This is a genomic window from Pluralibacter gergoviae ATCC 33028 = NBRC 105706 (assembly GCF_001598855.1).
Lineage (GTDB): Bacteria > Pseudomonadota > Gammaproteobacteria > Enterobacterales > Enterobacteriaceae > Pluralibacter > Pluralibacter gergoviae.
The window spans coordinates 160,136-179,182 of sequence record NZ_BCZS01000005.1; the positions used below are offsets into that span (position 1 = coordinate 160,136).

Here is a 19,047-nt window from a genome sequence, read left to right on the forward strand (position 1 = left end):
AGCCTCACGAGTTAAAAGAATAATAAGGATAGTCAGTATACCCTTTCGCGGTGCCGCCAAACAGCGACGCGCTATCCACCGGGTTCAGCGCGACATTTTTCTCAAGCCGTGCCGGCAGATCCGGATTGGCGATGAACGGGCGGCCAAAGCCGAACAGATCGCCCCAGCCTTTGCTCAGCACGCGCTCCGCTTTCTCGCGGGTATAGCGTCCGGCATACATGATAGGCGCGCGGAACGCCGCGCGCAGCGCGTCGCGGAAGCTGTCCGGCAGGTCCGGACTGTTGTCCCAGTCGGCTTCGGCGATGGAGAGATAGCCGACGTTCAGGTCATTGAGCATCTTCGCGGCGGTGATGTAGGTGGTATGCGGATCGCTTTCAACCAGCCCCAGATAGACGCGCTCTTCCGTGGTGCTGGTAAACAGCGGCGCAAAGCGTACCCCGACTCTGTCGCTGCCAAACACCTCGCTGACGGCGATAACCACTTCTTTCAGAAAGCGCAGCCGGTTCCCGAGGCTGCCGCCGTACTCATCGGTGCGGAAGTTGGTGTGCTCGGAGATAAACTGATTGATCAGGTAGCCGTTCGCCGAGTGCAGCTCAACGCCGTCAAAGCCCGCCGCTTTGGCATTCACCGCCGCCTGGCGATAAAGTCCGACGATCTCTTTCACTTCCGCGGTACTCAACGCCCTCGGCATGCTGGGCGCGGTAAGCATCCCGGTGCCCGGCCCGGTTTCGATAAATACGCGCACGTTATCCGCCGCGACCGCGGACGGGGCAACCGGCGCCTGGTTTCCCGGCTGCGTCGCGGTGTTCGACACCCGGCCAACGTGCCAGAGCTGGCAGAAAATGGTGCCGCCCTCGGCGTGCACGGCCTCGGTGACTTTCTTCCAGCCGGCTACCTGCGCCGGGCTGTGGATGCCCGGCGTCCAGGCATAGCCCTGGCCGCGCGGCTCAATTTGCGAGGCTTCGGAGATCATAAACCCGGCGCTGGCGCGCTGGCGATAGTACTCCACCATCATATCGCCGGGGATATTGCCCGGCTGTTCGCTGCGGCAGCGGGTCAGCGGCGGCAGTACGATACGGTTAGCGAGAGTCAGTTCACCCAGTTTAAGGGGCGTAAACAGCGTTGCTTGCGACATTGTCATCTTGTCCATTTCGTAAAACGTGGCTTCATTATATTTATACATTTAAATGTGTAAATCGAATTATGCGATTTTTTACCTGGCGTGAGGCGGGAGGAGGGGAGATATGGCGACCGGGTCCGGGATCTTTAGTGCAAAATCGGCTATAGTGACGCCATTTTCACGACACAATATTTTTTACAGGTAACATCACCAATGGCACTGATCCCTAAAAACTACGCCCGCCTTGAAAGCGGCTACCGCGAGAAAGCGCTGAAAATTTATCCGTGGGTCTGCGGCCGCTGCTCGCGCGAGTTTGTCTATTCCAACCTGCGTGAACTCACGGTCCACCATATCGATCACGATCACACTAACAATCCGGAAGACGGCAGCAACTGGGAGCTTCTGTGCCTGTACTGTCACGATCATGAGCACTCGAAGTATACCGAGGCGGATCAGTACGGTACCCGCGTGGTGGCGGGCGAAGATGCGCAAAAAGAGGTGGGGGAGGCAACCTATAATCCGTTTGCCGACCTGAAGGCGATGATGAATAAAAAGTAGGTGTATAGCCCGGTAGGCGTAGCGCCACCGGGCATCTCCGCTATACCGACGGAATATTCCGCCCGTAATAGATCTCGCGCATCTCCTGCCACAGCAGATCGGTAATGACCCGCCGCTCCTCTTCGCTAAGATCGTCAGGATTGGTGTGGAACATATAGTGCTTCAGGTCGAACTCTTTCAGCAGCATCTTGGTGTGGAAGAGGTTCTCCTGATAGACGTTAACGTCCACCATGTCGTACAGCGACTTCATATCTTCCGACATAAAGTTCTGAATAGAATTGATCTCGTGATCAATAAAGTGCTTCATCCCGTTCAGATCGCGGGTGAAGCCGCGCACGCGATAGTCGATAGTGACAATATCCGACTCCAGCTGGTGGATCAGATAGTTGAGCGCGTTCAGCGGTGAGATAACCCCGCAGGTGGACACTTCAATATCGGCGCGGAAGGTGCACAGTCCGCCCTCCGGATGGCTTTCCGGATAGGTATGCACGCAGATGTGGCTCTTATCGAGATGGGCGACCACCGCTTCCGGCAGCGGGCCGGGATGTTCGCTCGGATCGACGAGCTTCGGGTCGACCGGCTCTTCGCTCACCAGAATGGTGACGCTGGCGCCCTGCGGCTCGTAGTCCTGGCGGGCCACGTTGAGGATATTCGCGCCGATGATGGCGCAGGTCTCCGTCAGGATCTCGGTTAGCCGGTTAGCATTATAGAGTTCGTCAATGTAGGCGATATAGCCGTCACGCTCTTCTGCCGTCTTGGCGTAGCAGATGTCGTAAATACAAAAACTCAGGCTCTTGGTCAGGTTATTAAAGCCGTGCAGCTTCAGTTTTTTCAATTTGGTTCACCCCCTTAGTTGGACAGCGCGTCCTGCAGATATTGCGGTAAGGCGAAGGCCGCCGTGTGAACGGCCGCGTTGTAGTAGCGGCACTTCAGACCGCTGTGGTGGAAGCGGGCCTGGATAATTTCCGTAGAGAGATGGCGCAGGGCCGGGTTGTCGCTGGCCCAGGCAAAGGTCATGATGCCGCCGTAGTAGGTCGGGATCGCCGCCTGGTAGAAGCTGACGTCGGAGAAGTAGTTGCCGAGCTTGCGGTGGCTGCCGACGGCTTCGTCCTGCTGCAGAAAGCAGACGCCGTTCTGGGCGACGAAAATACCGCCGGGATTCAGGCAGCGCTTGCAGCCTTCGTAGAACGCCGAGGTAAAGAGGCTTTCGCCGGGACCGATCGGATCGGTGCAGTCGGAGATGATGACGTCAAACGTTTGCGTCGTCTGGTTAACAAAATTGACGCCGTCGTCAATCACCAGGTTGAAGCGCGGATCGTCGAAGCTTCCGGCGCTGTGGTTGGGCAAATACTGGCGGCAGAATGACACCACGCCTTCGTCTATCTCCACCATCGTGATGCTCTCAACGGAGGCGTGGCGGCTCACTTCGCGCAGCATTGCGCCGTCGCCGCCGCCGATGATCAGCACGCGTTTCGCCTGCCCGTGGGCCAGCAGCGGCACATGGGTCAGCATCTCGTGATAGATAAATTCATCGCGTTCGGTAGTCTGTACCACGCCGTCCAGCGCCATTACGCGGCCAAAGGCGGCGTTATCAAAGATGATCAGATCCTGATGATCGGTCTTCTCGTGAAACAGCACTTTATCAATGGCAAAGTACTGACCAAACTGGTTGTGCAGCGTTTCGTGCCACAGTGTGTTATCGGCCATAGGCTGATTCCTCCTTCGTTAACACCCGTACAAAACGGGCGCAACATCATAGCTAACAAAGACCGTGGATGCACGGTCATTATCTCAGCAGGCCGGGAGGGAGCAGTGCAGGTTATTTTACGTAGGCGAGCAGGCTCAGGGAGTCGCGGGCGAGCGCTTTGCACTTTTTCGTGGTGGGAATACGGATACCGCTAAGATCGCGGTAGCTGTCTTCGCCGAGGGCCTTCATGTTGAAGCTCTCGTAGTTGCTCAGATCCCACTGGTTCTGCTGGGCAAAAAAGACCAGCGCCCGGCGAATCTGCTGATTGGGAAGGTTCTGGTAACCACAGTCGTTTTTCAGAAACACAAATACTGCCGTCAGGTCGGCCATATCCTCAGCCTCGGACTCGCTCAGCGCAAAGCTGCTGGCGGAAAATGCGAACAGTGCACCGAGCAGCACAGTTCTGAAAAACGTTTTCATTTCTTTTACCGTTGATGACACGAAACTCAACATTAGCATACTTCAAACGCTTGCGCAGGGCTTTATGCCGTGCTTTTTCTTGACCTTCCGGTAAGGTCAGGGGCTAAGCTCAAAACGTCAACGCAGACCAAAGGAAGTGAAAATGCAACGTCGTGAATTTATTCAATTAGCCACCGCGCTGGGGGTTGCCAGCGCGCTGCCGTTATGGAGCCGGAATCTGATGGCGGCCGAGCGCCCAACGCTTCCCATTCCTCCCGAACTTGTTCCCGATGCCCGCAGTCGCCTGGTGCTCAGCGTCCAAAGCGGCGCGACGCAGTTCGGCACCCACAGGGCCGCTACCTGGGGCTATAACGGCAGCCTGCTGGGGCCGGCGCTGCGCCTGCAGCAGGGCAAGCAGATAACGGTGGAAATCAACAACCGCCTGCCGGAGCCGACCACCGTCCACTGGCACGGGCTGGAAGTCCCCGGCGAGGTGGACGGCGGTCCGCAGGGCATCATTAACGCGGGCGCCAGCCGCACGGTCAGCTTCACGCCGACCCAGCGGGCCGCTACCTGCTGGCTGCATCCCCACCAGCACGGCCGCACCGGGCACCAGGTGGCGATGGGGCTGGCGGGGCTGGTGATTATCGAAGATCCTGAGATTCAGGCGCTGCTGCTGCCGAAACAGTGGGGCGTCGACGATGTGCCGGTGGTGATCCAGGATAAGCGCTTCACCGCCGACGGGCAGATAGACTATCAGCTTGACGTGATGACCGCCGCCGTCGGCTGGTTTGGCGACACGCTGCTGACCAACGGCGCGCTCTACCCGCAGCACAATGCCCCGCGCGGCTGGCTGCGCCTGCGCCTGCTCAACGGCTGCAACGCCCGCTCGCTCAACATTGCCGCCAGCGATAACCGCCCGCTGTACGTGATCGCCAGCGACGGCGGCCTGCTGGCGGAGCCGGTAAAAGTGACAGAGCTGCCGATGCTGATGGGCGAGCGTTTCGAAGTGCTGGTGGATACCAGCGACGGCAAGCCTTTCGATCTCGTCACCCTGCCGGTGCGTCAGATGGGCATGACCGTGGCGCCTTTTGATAAGCCTGCGCCGGTGCTACACGTGCAGCCGCTGATTATCCAGGCCTCCGCTAAACTGCCTGATACGCTGGCGACAATGCCCGCACTGCCGCCGCTGGAAGGGCTAACCCAGCGCAGGCTGCAGCTGGCGATGGATCCGATGCTCGATATGATGGGCATGCGTGCGCTGATGGAGAAATACGGCCACGGCGCGATGGCGGGGATGAGCATGGAGAGCGGCCACATGCAGGGCCACGGCCAGATGGGCAATATGGCGGGCGACCATATGGGCGAGATGGGCGATATGGGCAACATGGGCCAGATGCATCACGGCGGCAAAAGCTTTGATTTCCACAACGCCAACACTATCAACGGCAAAGCCTTCAGCATGGACGCCCCGATGTTCGCCGCCGCGCACGGACAGTTCGAACGCTGGGTGATTTCCGGCGAGGGCGACATGATGCTGCATCCTTTCCATATCCACGGCACCCAGTTCCGCATTCTCTCGGAAAACGGTAAACCGCCGGCGGCGCACCGCAGCGGCTGGAAAGATACGGTGCGGGTCGAGGGCGGCGTCAGCGAGGTGCTGGTGAAGTTCGATCATCCGGCGCCGAAAGATCGGATGTACATGGCCCACTGCCACCTGCTGGAGCACGAGGACACCGGGATGATGCTCGGCTTTACGGTGTAGCGGGGCCGCCGGGCCGGAGGGCGGCGAGTCCGTCGATCAGCGCCCCGCGCCACCAGGCGTAGTCGTGGCCGCCGGTATAGTGGGTCAGGGCGCTGTCGACGCCCGCGTCGCGCAGACGGCGGTGCAGCGCCTCGACGTGCGGCACCATCGCCCCCTCCAGCGTGCCGATATTGAGCCGCACGCGCACCTTCACCGGCGCATCGGCGAGTACGCTATCGCTGACCCACGATCGGTCGTCGGCGCTGAAGCCGGCTGGCCGCCCGCCGCTCTGCGGCGTCCACCACATTGACGGCGAGCTGCTGATGACCGCCCCGAAGGTCTCCGGCGCGTGGCGGGCCGCCATCAGCGCGGTGACGCCGCCGAGGCTCTGTCCCGCCAGCATCGTGCCCTCCCGGCCGGCCCAGTTTTTGTCAGGATGCGCGGCCCGCGCCTGCGGGATCAGCCGCGCCGCCAGCGCGTCCACCAGCGCGCGGTCGCCGCCGAGCATGGCGCAGCGGTCGCGGTTATCGATATTGTCGATGCCCAGCACCGCCGTCGGCGCTATCCGTCCGCAGGCGACGGCCCTGTCCAGCGCGCTCAATAGCCCGACGTGGTCAAGCCAGCTTTCGGCGTCAGGCAGCGCCAGCAGCCCGAGCGGCGCGCCGACAGCGGCGTCAGGCAGGTAGAGGCGCAGCCGCCGCTGCCGCCCGGCGACCTCCTCTGTCCATGAAAAGAGCGCGCCGCGCGGCGGCGCCGCCTCTGCGTCCCACTCCGGCTGCGCCGGGGCGAGATCGAGGGCGAGGACCGACTCCCGCTGGCCGCGCACGGAGATTGCGGCGGGATTGAGCGGATCGGCCTGTCCGGCCAGCGCCGCCCGGCGGCCGCCGAGCAGCGCAACCTGTTCCGCCTGCGCCTGCGCCGGGATTTCGGTGAAGGTGTAGGTGCCCCGGTAGGTGGCCGGCAGCCGCAGGGTCAGTGTCCAGATATCGCTGTCGCCCGCCCGGGTCATCATGCCTTTCTCCACGTTGGCTTTATCCGTCACGCGGTTGAGAAACAGGTAAACGCCCGCGGGCGAGGCCTGCGCGCGCCACAGGAAGGTGACGTCGCGCAGTTCGGGGCAATTTGCAACCGGCGCGACAAGCGGCGCGCGGCCGGAGCCCATCTGCGCAATTACGCGCGGCAGATCGTCTAATACGTGAGGGGATACTCTGTTCATCAGGAAAGTCTTAATTTACCGTCAGCCATTATTTATTCACCCCATGATATTTAAAAATGAATATCACCGCCAGCCGCATTCTCCGCCTGAAATACGCCGTTGTTTCCCGACATAATTAACCCGACAATCCCCATTCATTCTGCCGCTTACAGTGATTGACGTTGTGTGAACATAATTTTACATAGCCGCAGCGTTTGTGCTAGCGTGTTTCCTGCCGCCTCAGGATAAGGGGCAAGCAACGGTGGAGCCTTTAGCGCCGCTTTTACAGGGAAGGTAAATAATGACAATGATAGTTATCCTGTTATTCCACGCTGGCGATATTACTTAATATCCGTAATAAGCGTGCACTTATTTCAACGTGAGCATTGGGTCCTGGCTGCAGTTTATATCGGGCGCTAATTACTGCGCGCCGATCAGGTTAGAGAAGGATTTTCACCCATGCGTATTCTGTTTATTGGCCCGCCGCTGTACGGGCTGCTGTATCCGCTGTTTTCCCTCGCCCAGGCATTTCGGGTAAACGGCCACGAAGTGGTCATGGCCAGCGCCGGAAAATTTGCCGGCAAGGCTTCAGAAGCGGGGCTGGTCACCTTTGACGCGGCCCCCGGCTTTGACTCCGAGGCCGACTACCGCCGCCGGGAAGATCTGCGCAAGCAGAGCAACGCCGGCACCCGAATGGGCAACTTCTCCTTCTTCAGCGAAGAGATGGCCGACCGGCTGGTCGACTTCACCCGCGAATGGCGCCCCGATCTTATCGTCTATCCGCCCCTCGGCGTGGTAGGCCCGATGCTGGGCGCAAAGTTTGACATTCCCGTCGTGATGCACGCCGTCGGCTTTGCCCATACGCCCTGGCACATTAAGGGCGTCACCCGCTCGCTGGAGGATGCCTACCGGCGCCACGGCGTGGCCGCCCAGCCGCGCGATCTGGCGTGGATTGACGTCACGCCGCCCAGCATGAGCCTCATGCAGAACGACGGCGAGCCGGTGCTCGGTATGCAGTATGTGCCCTACAACGGCGGCGCGGTCTGGGAGCCGTGGTGGCCAAAACCCGCCGAACGCAAGCGCCTGCTGGTGAGCCTCGGCACCGTTAAGCCGATGGTGGACGGTCTCGATTTGATCGCCTGGGTGATGGATTCCGCCCACGAGGTGGATGCGGAGATTATTCTCCATCTCTCGGCCAACGCCCGTTCAGATTTGCGCGCGCTGCCGGAGAACGTGCGGCTCGTGGACTGGATCCCGATGGGGCTGTTCCTCAGCGGCGCCGACGGCTTTATTCACCACGGCGGGGCGGGCAACACGCTGACCGCGCTGCACGCCGGGATCCCGCAAATCGTCTTCGGCGAAGGGGCCGACCGGCCCGTCAACGCGAAGGCAGTCGCCGATCGCGGCTGCGGGATCATTCCCGGCAAGGGGGGCCTCTCCAGCGCGCTTATCAATCAGTTCCTCGATAACGATGCGCTGCGCCGGGCGAGCGTAGAGGTCGCCGCCGAAATGGCGCTGCAGCCCGCGCCGTGCGATGTCGCCGGGCGGCTGGCTGCCGCCGTTAAGCTGGGCTAACGCTGCCCATTTTGCGCCGGCGGCGGCCGCCGGCGCGATGTATTTTTTAGCACAGAGAGGAGGCGCAATGCCCGCTGCTCATTCTTCCAGGCCCGCCGGATCGTGGTTTCTCCGCCTTGCCGGCGTGTGCTGGGAGCGAAAAACGCTCAGTATCGTCGTCCTGCTGGCGTCGGTCACCACCATCATTTTTGCCGCCCTGACGCCGCTTCTGACCCGCGAGGCGGTCAACGATGCCCTCGCCGGTAATGCCGCGCGGCTGCCCTGGCTTGCCGCCGGGCTGCTGCTGATCGGCCTGTTTGATTTTATCGGCAACTACGTGCGCCGCGGCTACGCCGGGGAGCTGTCGCTGTGGGTGCAGCATACCCTGCGCGGCCGCGCCTTCGACAGCGTGCAGAAGCTGGACGGCGCCGGTCAGGATGCGCTGCGCACCGGCCAGGTTATCTCGCGCACCAACAGCGATCTGCAGCAGATGCACGTCATGCTGCAGATGAGCCCGGTGCCGCTGGCGGTGCTGACCTACTATATTGCCGGCCTGTCGGTGATGCTGTGGATGTCGCCGGCGATGACGCTCATCGTGGTCGTGGTGCTGGCGGGGCTGGCGATCACCGCCCTGCGCGCCCGGCGGCGGGTCTTCGCCCAGACCGGGCTGGCGTCGGACCGGCTGGCAAACCTCACCGAGCATATGCGCGAGGTGCTGGCGCAGATTTCGGTGGTTAAGTCCTGCGCGGCGGAGCTGCGCGAGCTGAAGTGGCTCGACAGGCAGTCGCGGCAGATAGTGCGGGTGCGCATCGGCGCCGCCATCTCGCAGGCGATGCCGGGGGCAACCATGCTGGCGCTGCCGGTGCTCGGACAGATAGCGCTGCTGGGCTTCGGCGGCGCCTCGGTGATGGCCGGGCGTATCGACCTCGGGACCTTCGTCGCCTTTGCCAGCTTCCTGGCGATGCTCACCGGGCCGACGCGGGTGCTGGCCTCATACCTGGTGATCGTCCAGCGCACCCGCGCCCCGGTGGAGCGGGTCTTTGCGCTGATCGACACCGAGCCGACGCTGCAGGACGGGCGCGAAGCGGTGCAGGGCAGAATAACCGGGCTGAGCCTCGACGGCGTCGGCTTCCGCTACGCCAGCGGCGCGCAGGTGCTGAACGACGTATCCTTCACGGTGAAGACCGGCGAGACGGTGGCCATCGTCGGCGCCTCGGGTTCCGGCAAGTCTACCCTGCTGATGCTGCTCTCCCGCTTTTACGACGCGACCTCCGGCGCGCTGTGGATCGAAACCGATCGGGGCAGGCAGAACATCGCCGACCTGACGCTGGGCGACCTGCGCCGCCGCGTCGGCGCGGTGTTTGAAGATACCTTTCTGTTTGCCGGCACGGTGGCGGATAACATCGCCTACGGCCATCCCGGCGCCAGCCGGGAGGCGATCCGTGCCGCCGCCGATGCGGCCGGGGCCACCGGCTTCGTCATGGCGCTGGCGGACGGCTTCGATACCCGACTGACGGAGCGGGCGGCGAACCTTTCCGGCGGCCAGCGCCAGCGCCTGGCGCTGGCCCGCGCGCTGCTCACCGCCCCAGAGATCCTGATCCTCGACGACAGTACTTCGGCGGTGGACGCCGGCACCGAGGCGGAGATCAACGCCGCGCTCGGGCGCTACGCCGACGACGACCATATGCTGCTGATGATCGCCCGCCGCCGATCGACCCTCGACCTCGCCGACCGCATCGTGGTGCTCGACGAGGGGCGGGTGGTGGATGCGGGCAGCCGGACGGCGCTGGAGCAGCGCTGCTCGCTGTTCCGGGCGCTGCTCTCCGGCAGCGGCGAATTCCTCGATAAACCGGCGCAAGAGGGGCATTCGCTGTGGCCCGCCGCGCCGGCAGAGGCCGCCCGCGACGCTGACGATACCGACGGTAAGGGCTTTCGCCAGCGGATGTCCCGCGTGCCGGAGCCGGCGGTGCAGCGGGCGCTGGCGGGTAAGGGCAGGCGCGTGGCGTCGCTGCTGTCGCCCGTGGCCTGGATGTTTATCGCCGCGGCGCTGCTGATAGCCCTCGATTCCGCCGCCGCCGTCGGGGTGCTGGTGCTGCTCCAGCGCGGCATCGATCTTGGCGTGGTGGCGGGCAACACGTCCGTCATTATCCAGTGTGCGCTGTGCGCGCTGGCGCTGGTGGCCGTCAGCTGGGGCTGCTATTCGCTGCAGACTATCGTCGCCTCCCGGGCGGCGGAGAGCGTGCAGCACACGGTGCGGCTGCGCAGCTTCGGCCAGCTGCTGCGCCTCGGGCTGCCGTGGCACGAGCGCAACGCGGATTCGCGGCTAACTCGAATGACGGTCGACGTCGACGCCCTGGCGCGCTTTCTGCAAAACGGGCTGGCGGGGGCGGCCATCAGCCTCATCACCATGCTGGCCATTGCGGTCACCATGTTCTGGCTCGATCCGGTTCTCGCGCTCGTCACTCTCAGCGCGGTGCCGGTGATAGTCCTTGCGACGATCCTCTATCGTCGCTTAAGTTCTCCGGCCTATGCCCAGGCGCGGCAGGAGATAGGCAAGGTGAACAGTACGCTGCAGGAGAAGGTCTCCGGCCTGCGGGTGGTGCAGTCCCACGGCCAGCAGGCGGCGGAGGCGGCGCGGCTGCGCACGCTGTCGGACCGCTTTCGCGCTACCCGGGTGCGGGCGCAGAAATATCTCGCGGTCTATTTCCCGTTTCTCACCTTCTGTACCGAAGCCTCCTACGCCATCGTGCTGCTGGTGGGCGCGTCAAGGGTGGCAGAGGGACAGATGACCGCCGGGGTGCTGGCGGCCTTTTTCCTGCTGCTCGGCCAGTTCTACGGCCCGGTACAGCAGCTCTCCGGCATTGTTGACGGCTGGCAGCAGGCCACCGCCAGCAGCAGGCACATTAACGAGCTGCTGGCCGCCGACGGCGCCGAGGAGATCGCGGAGGAGGCGTCGTCCGGCGGCGCGCCGTTGGCGGGCGGGCTGACGCTGACGGCGGTCACTTTCCGCTATCCGGACAGCGTCCGGCCCGCGCTGGATAACCTGGATCTGGCGCTGCCGCCGGGGGCGGTGGTGGCGGTCGTCGGGGAGAGCGGGGCCGGTAAATCGACGCTGATCAAGCTGCTGGCCGGGCTGTATACCACCGGCGAGGGCGAGATCCGCATCGGCGATCGGCGGGTGACCGCCCGGGGCATCCGCGACTACCGCGCCCGGGTTGGCCTTGTGGAGCAGGACGTGGCCCTGTTCAGCGGCGATATCGCCGCCAATATCCGCTACTCGCGGCCGCAGAGCAGCAATGATGACGTGGAGCGCGCCGCGCGCCGCGCCGGGCTGTTCGCCACGGTGCGCGCCCTGCCGCTGGGCTTCAGCACGCCGGTCAGCCACGGCGGGGCGGGCCTCTCTGCGGGCCAGCGGCAGCTTATCGCCCTCGCCCGGGCGCAGCTGGTGAACGCCCATATTCTGCTGCTGGATGAAGCGACATCGCAGCTCGATCGCGCCGCCGAAGAGACGCTGATGGCTGCCCTGGCGGAAGACGCTCACGGCCACGGGCGCACCGCCCTGGTGGTGGCCCACCGGCTGACTACCGCCCGCCGCTGCGACTGGGTCGCGGTGATGGCGCAGGGGCGGATTATGGAGTTCGGCACCCACGACGCGCTGCTGGCGGCGGGGGGCACCTATGCCCGCCTGTGGCGGGAGAGTGGCCTGGCGAGGGAAGCCCGGCCGAGCGCGGCCGGGGCGTAGCGCTACGGGCGCGTTGCCATGTCCCTCAGCGCCGCCTCAAGGCCTACGCTGAAGGTTTCCCCGTGCGACAGGCGGGGATACTGGGTAAAGCCCGCGCTGAAGCCTTTCCCGCTGAGTCCGGCGAGGGTCTCGCGCACCAGGTCGAGCGTTTCCGGCGCGGGGGCCTGCGGATTTTTGGTCGCCGGCCAGCCGCCCTCGACCACCTGCAGCCGCCTGGCGCTGAAGCGACGGCCGTCCGCCGCCGTCAGGCGGGTCAGCAGGCCGATATAGTCGCGGTTGAGCGTCGGGCTGGTGGCGTAAAAGCGGCTAAAAAAGGTCGAATGATAGTAGGCATCAAGAACAAAAATGCCGCCCAGCGAGTGGCCCCAGATGCCGCGCCGGGCGGCGTCAATGGCGATGCCTTTCTCCGCCTGCGGCCCGATGGTCTCTTCGAGCAGCCGGCGAAACGCCGGGGCGCCGCCGCCCTGCCTGCCGCGAATGGAGCGGTTGGCGCTGCCCGCCACCGGCGGCGTATCGTCCCAGGCGCGGGCGTAGAGGTCGAAGGGCAGGTCGGTCTGATAGCCGACGGCGATAATCACCGGCGGGTTGTCCGCGGCCAGCGCAGCCAGCAGGCCGTCGCCGAGCCTGTCCATCACCGCATTGCCGTCCAGCATATAGATAACCGGATAGCCGGCGGCGGGCGGCGCTTTATCCGGCACCGCGGTCCACGTTCGGTAGCGGCGCTTGCCGTCCGCCGACGCAAAGGTGTTCACCGTGAAGTGGTAAAAGGCCGAGCCCTTATCGGCGATATTGGGCCCCAGCGGCGTCATATCCGGCCGGGCGTGGCCGACGGCGCTGAACAGCAGGGTAAAAAAAAGGGTGAGGATCCGCAGCAGCGGGCGATAGCGGGGCGGGACAGACATGGCTCTCTCTTATATTCATTTTTTTAACTGACGCCGGCGGCGGGCAAGCGCCCGCCGCCGTGATGATCAGAAGTGCATACCCACTTCCATATAGTAGACGCGCCCGGATTCGTTGTAGGTCTGGGCGCCGGCGCCGTAGGCGACGTTAGGCAATGTCCCCGAGTTTAACGCGTTCCCTCTGCGGAAGTGGCGCTTGTCGAACAGGTTATCGATCCCCGCCGTCACGTCGAGATTTTTGGTGACGTTATAGATCCCGCTCAGGCCGACGATGCTGTAGGGCGAGACCTGCCAGCGTTCGCTGCCGGTCGTCCGGTTGCCGTCGCCGTCATACTTCTTCGGCTTCTGCTTGCCGTACCAGGTAAAGGTTCCCTGCACCGCGAGCTTATCGGTGGCCTGCCAGTCCAGCGTTGAGTTGATGGTGTATTTCGGGATAATCGACAGATAGTCGTCGGTCTTTTTATTCTCGTTCTCGATCATCCAGGTGAAGTTGTTGTTCATCGTCACCCGGTCGCCGATCGGGAAGTTGAGCGTCCCTTCCAGGCCCTGAACGACGGCCCTTTTCACGTTCTCCCACTTGTGAACTTTGGCGCCGTTGTTGGCAAGCTGATACTCCGGCGCGGTGCCCGCTTCAATTTTATTGTGATAATCGTTGCGGTAGTAGGTCAGGCCGGCCTGAACATCGTCGTGCTTATACTCGATACCAATCTCTTTGTTGACGCTGGTTTCCGGATCGAGGTCCTTATTGCCCTGCAGATAGCAGCTCTGGCGATCCGGGCAGCCGTTGCCGCGGCTGAACAGCAGATAATTGGGGTTGGTCTGGTAGAGGTTTGGCGCCTTCCAGGCGCGGGCGATCCCCATTTTGAGGGTAAAATCTTCACCCAGCCCCTGGGAGAGGTTCAGCGACGGGCTGAGGTTGCTGCCGGTTTTATCCTGGTGGTTAAAGCGAATGCCGGGGGTGAGCCGGGTGGAATCGGTCAGGTCGATATTGTCTTCGCTGTAAATACCGTAGATGTCGGTTGAGCTGTACTCGCTGCGGCCCGTCGACGCCACGCCGGGAATAGGGTTCGCCGTGGCGTCATAGGTGTTGGAGGTCGGATCTTTCATCGCCTGGTGGTTGAATTCGGCGCCGAGCGTCAGGGTCTGTTCCACCCACATGTTGAACGGAATATTGACTTCCGAGTGGGCGTTGGTGTCATTGAGCGTAATGGTCGAGAATCCGGGATCGGTGGTGCTGAACATCCCCTCCAGGCCGCCGGACAGCCCTTCATTAATGCGCCGGTTGCGCGTCTTTTCAAACTGCACGTAGTTGCTGGTGGTGACGCCGTTGTCCCACGCGCCGGTATATTTCAGGGCCAGGGTTTGCCGGTAGATGATATTGGTTTCGCGGCCGTACTTGCTGCGCACCAGATCGCTCTGGTTGGTGTTCTGCGTGTCGCCGGCGTAGCGGTTGCCCTGCCGGCTGAAGCCGCCCTCCAGCTCCAGGGCCTGCATCGGCATAAACTCCCAGCGCAGTGAGCCGTTGAGATTCTTGTTCAGCACCCCTTCACGTCCGCCGGGATACTGCCCGGCATTGCGCCCCACGCGCGGCGCCTCGTAGCCTTCGTTAATATCGCGGGCGTCGGCCTGGGTTTTGCTCCAGTTGCCGTACAGCTTCATGGTCAGGGTGTCGGTCAGCCCGCCAAAGAGGCTGGCATTGTAGCGCTTCGTGGCCCCCTCTTTTTTATGGTCCGGCACGTCGTAGTAGGTATTAAACGTCCCGTGCCACTCTTTGGAGGCCTGTTTGGTGATGATATTGACCACACCGCCCATGGCGCCGTTGCCGTACATCGCCGCCGCCGGGCCGCGAATGACCTCGATGCGGTCGATCATCTCCGGCGGCACCCAGTTGCTGTCGCCCCGGGTATCGCGCTCGCCGCGCCAGCCGTAGCGCACCGAGTTCTTGCTGCTGACCGGCATACCGTCCACCAGAATAAGGGTATTTTCCGGGCCCATGCCGCGAATATCGATCTGCCGGTTATTGCCGCGCTGGCCGCTGGTGGAGTTACCGGTAAGGTTAACGCCGGGCATGGTGCGGATAATTTCCGACACGTCGCGGTGGATAGGGCGCTTTTTAATGGCTTCGCTGTCGATAATCGACACGCCGGGCTGCTGCAGGGTCTGCTGCCGGGCGGTGACGACGATCTGTTCATCGCTGCTGGCATCCTGTTCGGCGGCTTTTTTCTTTTTCACTTTCGCAGCATCTTCCACTTCATTCTGCTGCGGGTTGGGCGTTACTGTTTCTGCTGCTAATGCCAAAGAGGCACCCGTAGTGCAGGTAATAAGCGAGGCTATTACCGAGTATTTATAGATATTATTCATAGTGTTATTTCTTCTCGTCCATATTGAAAATAGAAATGAGAATCACCACTATAATGAGAGTGATTATCAATAACAATAATGGGAATAATAAGGGTATCAGCAGATATAAAATTACGCAGCGGATTGGGGGTCCCGCCGCCGGTCGGCGGCGGGAAAGTGGGGCAGGTTACTTCGCGTCGTCCGGCAGGGCGTAAGCGACGATGTAGTCGCCCATTTTAGTGCCAAACGAACCGTGACCACCGGCGGAGATGACCACGTACTGCTTGCCGTTAACCTCATAGGTCATCGGCGTTGCCTGACCGCCGGCGGGCAGGCGGCCCTCCCACAGACGTTTACCGTTAGTCATATTGTATGCCCGCAGGTAGTTATCCGCAGTGGCGGCGATGAACAGCACGTTACCGGCGGTAGAGATAGGTCCGCCCAGCATCGGCATCCCCATATTAAACGGCAGCTTGAACGGCAGCGTGAAGCCCATATTATCCGTCGGCGTACCGATGCGTTTTTTCCACGCCACTTTATTGGTTTTCAGATCCAGCGCCGAGATATAGCCCCAGGCGGGCTGTTTGCACGGCAGGCCAATCGGCGACAGGAAGGCATTCAGCGTTACGCCGAACGGCACGCCGTACTGCGGCTGGATGCCGCTTTCGGTGCCGGAGCCTTTCGCGCCTTCCGGCGGCTCAATCGGATTGCCCGGGCCGCGCGGGATCAGGCGGGAGACGAACGGCAGCGCCATCGGGTTGGAGATAGCGACCTGACGGTGCGGATCGATAGAGATGCCGCCCCACTCAAACATACCGAGGTTACCCGGGAACACCAGCGTGCCCTGCTCAGACGGCGGGGTGAAGATCCCTTCGTAGCGCAGGCGGTGGAAAATGACCCGGCACATCAGCTGATCGAACATGGTGGCGCCCCACATGTCCTTACCGCTCAGGTTTTTCTCCGGGCGGAAGCTCAGGTCGGAGAAGGGCTGGGTCGGGCTCAGGCGGTCACCTTTTGCCGGTCCCTGCGGCACCGGTTTTTCCGGCGCCGGAACAACCGGCTGGCCGGTGCGGCGATCGAGCACGAAGATATTGCCGGTCTTCGCCGGGGCATAAATGACCGGCACGGTTTTACCGTCCACGGTAATGTCAGCCAGCGTCGGCTGCGCAGGCAGGTCCATGTCCCACAGATCGTGGTGCACGGTCTGGTAACTCCACGCCAGCTTGCCGGTGGTGGCATTCAGCGCCAGCACTGCGCTGGCGTAGCGCTCCTGCTCCGGCGTGCGGTGGCCGCCCCAGATGTCCGGGGTGGTGACGCCCATCGGCAGATAGACGATATCCAGCTTCGCATCGTAGGCCGCCGGTGCCCAGGAGTTCGGGGAGTTGAGGGTGAAGCTGTGTTCATCAGCCGGGATAGCGTTCGGATCTTTGGCGCCCGGATCGAAAACCCACAGCAGCTTGCCGGTGTTAACGTCAAAACCGCGGATCGCGCCGGAGGCTTCGCGGTTGGAGAAGTTATCGGTCACCGCACCGGCGATAACGATAGTGGTATCGGTCACGATCGGCGGCGAGGTCGGCTCATACATGCCCGGCGTCGTCACCGGCTGGTGTTTCTGCAGATCCAGCTCGCCTTTATTGGCAAAGGATTCGCACGGCTTGCCGGTTTCGGCATTGATAGCGAACAGGCGACCATCGTTTACCGGCAGCAGAATGCGGCGCGGGCAGTCGGCAACGGCATCTGCCGGGGCGCTTTCTGCTTTCGCCTCATGATAAGAGACGCCGCGGCAGGTCACGTGCTGGAAAGAGGGATCGGTTTTCAGCTGCGGATCGAAGCGCCACTTCTCTTTACCGGTGGCGGCATCCAGCGCGAACAGCATCTGGTGGGCGGTGCAGAGGTAGAGCGTATCGCCGACTTTGATCGGCGTCACTTCATTGGTGATTTCACCGGGATCGGTCTCGCGCTTGACGTCGCCGGTCCGGAATACCCACGCCTCTTTCAGCTGGTGGACGTTATCGGCGTTAATCTGCTTGAGCGGCGACCAGCGCTGCCCTTCCTGATTGCGGCCGTAGGCCGGCCAGTCGCCGTCGGCAATCCGGGAGTCAGGCTCCGCCTGAGTCGCTTCTGCGCTCAGGGTGCCGTTAATCTCCTGCGGATCGTTAAATCCGGCCCAGGTCAGCATACCGGCGCTTATCAGCAGTACCAGCACCAGGACCGGCACGGCGCCGGCGGCCGGCAGCGCCAGGCGACGCCAGACGAAGGGCAGGATCAGCCAGATGCCGAAGAACACCAGCACGTCGCAGCGCGGGGTCAGCGCCCAGAAGTCGAAGCCGACCTCCCAGACGCTCCACAGCATGGTGACCAGCAGCAGCAGGGCATAAATCCACAGCGCCGAGCGCTTGCCGTGCCAGAGTTTGAGCGTCACGCCGAGCATTGCCAGCCCGGCGAGGGGGTAGTACCACGAGCCGCCAATGGCGACCAGCCATACTCCGCCAATCAGTAAATAGAGCCCGCAGAGGGCGGCAAACAGCGCCGTTAGCTTCACCAGAAGCCCGGGTCGTTGCTGAAATGTATCTGCCATAGAAAAATCCCTGTTAATGGTTAATTTTTTTTGTAGCAATTAAGTATAGAATTTAACAACAGTGATCGGTATCACAAATATTGCTTTCCAGGCGATCGCCGCCGGCGAACAAATAAACAGCAAGCCTGATTATTCGCCGAAATAAGCCATTGAGAGATAAAGGTCATTGGGGGAAATTTCCGCTGAATCAGCTTATTAACGGCGAAAACCATCGCCGTTAATTCCGTTTATATTTGCGGGGATATAACGGGGAAAATTATTTATTTTTATATTGCCAGCCGTCGAGCGTGGCTTTTGACCAGGCGCCGTAGCCGGCATTGGGCAGCACAATCCAGTCATCGCCGAAATGCGCCGCGCTCGCCTCAACCAGTTTGCGCTGCTCCTCCGTCGGCTTTTTATTTTTAAACTGCGCGGCGAAGTCAGGCAGGCTGTCGCCAAACAGCATAATGATTTGGTGATTTTTTAAAATTGACTGGCGGCGCTCCTCCTTGGAGGTGGCATCAAGCAGCACGCTCTGCTCTGAGACCTGCGGCAGGCCGAGGGATTTAAGGGTGGCAAGCGTAGCCTGCTTATTCTGCTGGGTGCGGTCAGAAACGTAAAAAATCGCCACGCCGGCGCGGTTAACCTCGTCAAGAAACGCCTTCGCGCCGGGAATAAGCGTCGGCTTGCCGTGCTTCTCCCAGTCACCCCAGGTATCCCAGGCGGTATAGTCGTGGCAGTTTTGCATATCGCGCACCAGCAGCGCGGCGTTATCCAGCACCGTTTCATCCAGATCCAGCACCACCGCGCCTTTATCCGGCGACGCCAGGTTTTTCACTTTCTGGCGAAAGCGCTCGGCGGCAAAGCGGTACGTCTGCAGCTGCAGGGCCATGATTTCGGCAGACTTTTGCTGATAGCGTAGCGCCATCTCATAAATCTGCGGCTCGCACAGGGTGCGATTGGCCGCCAGCGCGGGGGCGCCCAGCAGCGGCAGAGTGAACAGCAGCGTTTTGGTTATCGTCTTCATGAATATTCCCGGTTAGCTCCATCAGAAATCGCGCAAGCGTAAACACCGAGTATGGCAAAATGATGACGGCCGCGCGGGCCGCCCGGCGACTCCTTTTTATCTCTGCTCGTCAATACGGTATACTCGCCCCCTTTCTGGCGTACGCCTGCTCTCGTATATATAGCG

At 62.1% G+C, this 19,047-nt stretch carries 13 protein-coding genes; 4 read left to right on the forward strand and 9 right to left on the reverse strand.

Features of this window, described 5'->3' with window-relative positions; translation table 11 throughout:
• Positions 1 to 4 precede the first annotated feature (4 nt).
• On the reverse strand, positions 5 to 1,135 hold the full coding sequence (locus ENGE1_RS07725) for an alkene reductase (protein ID WP_048253261.1): 1,131 nt from the start codon (positions 1,133 to 1,135) through the stop codon (positions 5 to 7).
• A 198-nt stretch (positions 1,136 to 1,333) separates the two neighbouring features.
• Here ENGE1_RS07725 and yajD point away from each other — a divergent pair, with 198 nt between their 5' ends.
• The gene (yajD, locus tag ENGE1_RS07730) at positions 1,334 to 1,678 is read left to right on the forward strand and encodes an HNH nuclease YajD (protein ID WP_043085969.1); all 345 of its coding nucleotides are present in this window, start codon (positions 1,334 to 1,336) and stop codon (positions 1,676 to 1,678) included.
• A 40-nt stretch (positions 1,679 to 1,718) separates the two neighbouring features.
• On the opposite strand, the gene speD is transcribed toward yajD, so the two are convergent.
• The 3 genes from speD to ENGE1_RS07745 all read right to left on the reverse strand — a co-directional run bounded on the left by speD (position 1,719) and on the right by ENGE1_RS07745 (position 3,845).
• The gene (gene speD / locus ENGE1_RS07735) at positions 1,719 to 2,513 is read right to left on the reverse strand and encodes an adenosylmethionine decarboxylase (protein ID WP_043085968.1); all 795 of its coding nucleotides are present in this window, start codon (positions 2,511 to 2,513) and stop codon (positions 1,719 to 1,721) included.
• Positions 2,514 to 2,527: 14 nt separating this feature from the next.
• Positions 2,528 to 3,385 (reverse strand): polyamine aminopropyltransferase, encoded by an 858-nt coding sequence (speE, locus tag ENGE1_RS07740; RefSeq protein ID WP_045287555.1) that lies wholly within the window; start codon positions 3,383 to 3,385, stop codon positions 2,528 to 2,530.
• A gap of 112 nt (positions 3,386 to 3,497) precedes the next feature.
• On the reverse strand, positions 3,498 to 3,845 hold the full coding sequence (locus tag ENGE1_RS07745) for a YacC family pilotin-like protein (protein WP_043085966.1): 348 nt from the start codon (positions 3,843 to 3,845) through the stop codon (positions 3,498 to 3,500).
• A 142-nt stretch (positions 3,846 to 3,987) separates the two neighbouring features.
• Here ENGE1_RS07745 and cueO point away from each other — a divergent pair, with 142 nt between their 5' ends.
• Entirely contained in the window at positions 3,988 to 5,589 is a 1,602-nt protein-coding gene (gene cueO, locus ENGE1_RS07750; protein ID WP_048253162.1) for a multicopper oxidase CueO, read from the forward strand.
• On the opposite strand, the gene ENGE1_RS07755 is transcribed toward cueO, so the two are convergent.
• Positions 5,579 to 6,784: an alpha/beta hydrolase-fold protein gene (locus tag ENGE1_RS07755; RefSeq protein ID WP_048253161.1), complete on the reverse strand. Its 1,206-nt coding sequence runs from the start codon at positions 6,782 to 6,784 to the stop codon at positions 5,579 to 5,581. The genes cueO and ENGE1_RS07755 overlap by 11 nt on opposite strands.
• A 438-nt stretch (positions 6,785 to 7,222) precedes the next feature.
• Here ENGE1_RS07755 and ENGE1_RS07760 point away from each other — a divergent pair, with 438 nt between their 5' ends.
• Both ENGE1_RS07760 and iroC read left to right on the forward strand, forming a co-directional pair.
• The gene (locus tag ENGE1_RS07760) at positions 7,223 to 8,338 is read left to right on the forward strand and encodes a glycosyltransferase (protein ID WP_048253160.1); all 1,116 of its coding nucleotides are present in this window, start codon (positions 7,223 to 7,225) and stop codon (positions 8,336 to 8,338) included.
• 67 nt (positions 8,339 to 8,405) lie between these two features.
• Positions 8,406 to 12,059: a salmochelin/enterobactin export ABC transporter IroC gene (gene iroC / locus ENGE1_RS07765; protein ID WP_048253260.1), complete on the forward strand. Its 3,654-nt coding sequence runs from the start codon at positions 8,406 to 8,408 to the stop codon at positions 12,057 to 12,059.
• Positions 12,060 to 12,061: 2 nt separating this feature from the next.
• Here iroC and ENGE1_RS07770 read toward each other — a convergent pair whose 3' ends face one another.
• The 4 genes from ENGE1_RS07770 to ENGE1_RS07785 all read right to left on the reverse strand — a co-directional run bounded on the left by ENGE1_RS07770 (position 12,062) and on the right by ENGE1_RS07785 (position 18,882).
• Positions 12,062 to 12,961, reverse strand: a complete 900-nt coding sequence (locus ENGE1_RS07770; protein WP_048273013.1) for an alpha/beta hydrolase — start codon at positions 12,959 to 12,961, stop codon at positions 12,062 to 12,064.
• A 66-nt stretch (positions 12,962 to 13,027) separates the two neighbouring features.
• Entirely contained in the window at positions 13,028 to 15,319 is a 2,292-nt protein-coding gene (locus tag ENGE1_RS07775; RefSeq protein WP_045287552.1) for a TonB-dependent siderophore receptor, read from the reverse strand.
• 166 nt (positions 15,320 to 15,485) lie between these two features.
• Positions 15,486 to 17,876, reverse strand: coding sequence for a glucose/quinate/shikimate family membrane-bound PQQ-dependent dehydrogenase (locus ENGE1_RS07780; protein WP_043085960.1), 2,391 nt, complete (start codon positions 17,874 to 17,876; stop codon positions 15,486 to 15,488).
• Between the two features lie 256 nt (positions 17,877 to 18,132).
• Positions 18,133 to 18,882 (reverse strand): 5'-nucleotidase, lipoprotein e(P4) family, encoded by a 750-nt coding sequence (locus tag ENGE1_RS07785; RefSeq protein ID WP_048253158.1) that lies wholly within the window; start codon positions 18,880 to 18,882, stop codon positions 18,133 to 18,135.
• Positions 18,883 to 19,047: the final 165 nt, after the last annotated feature.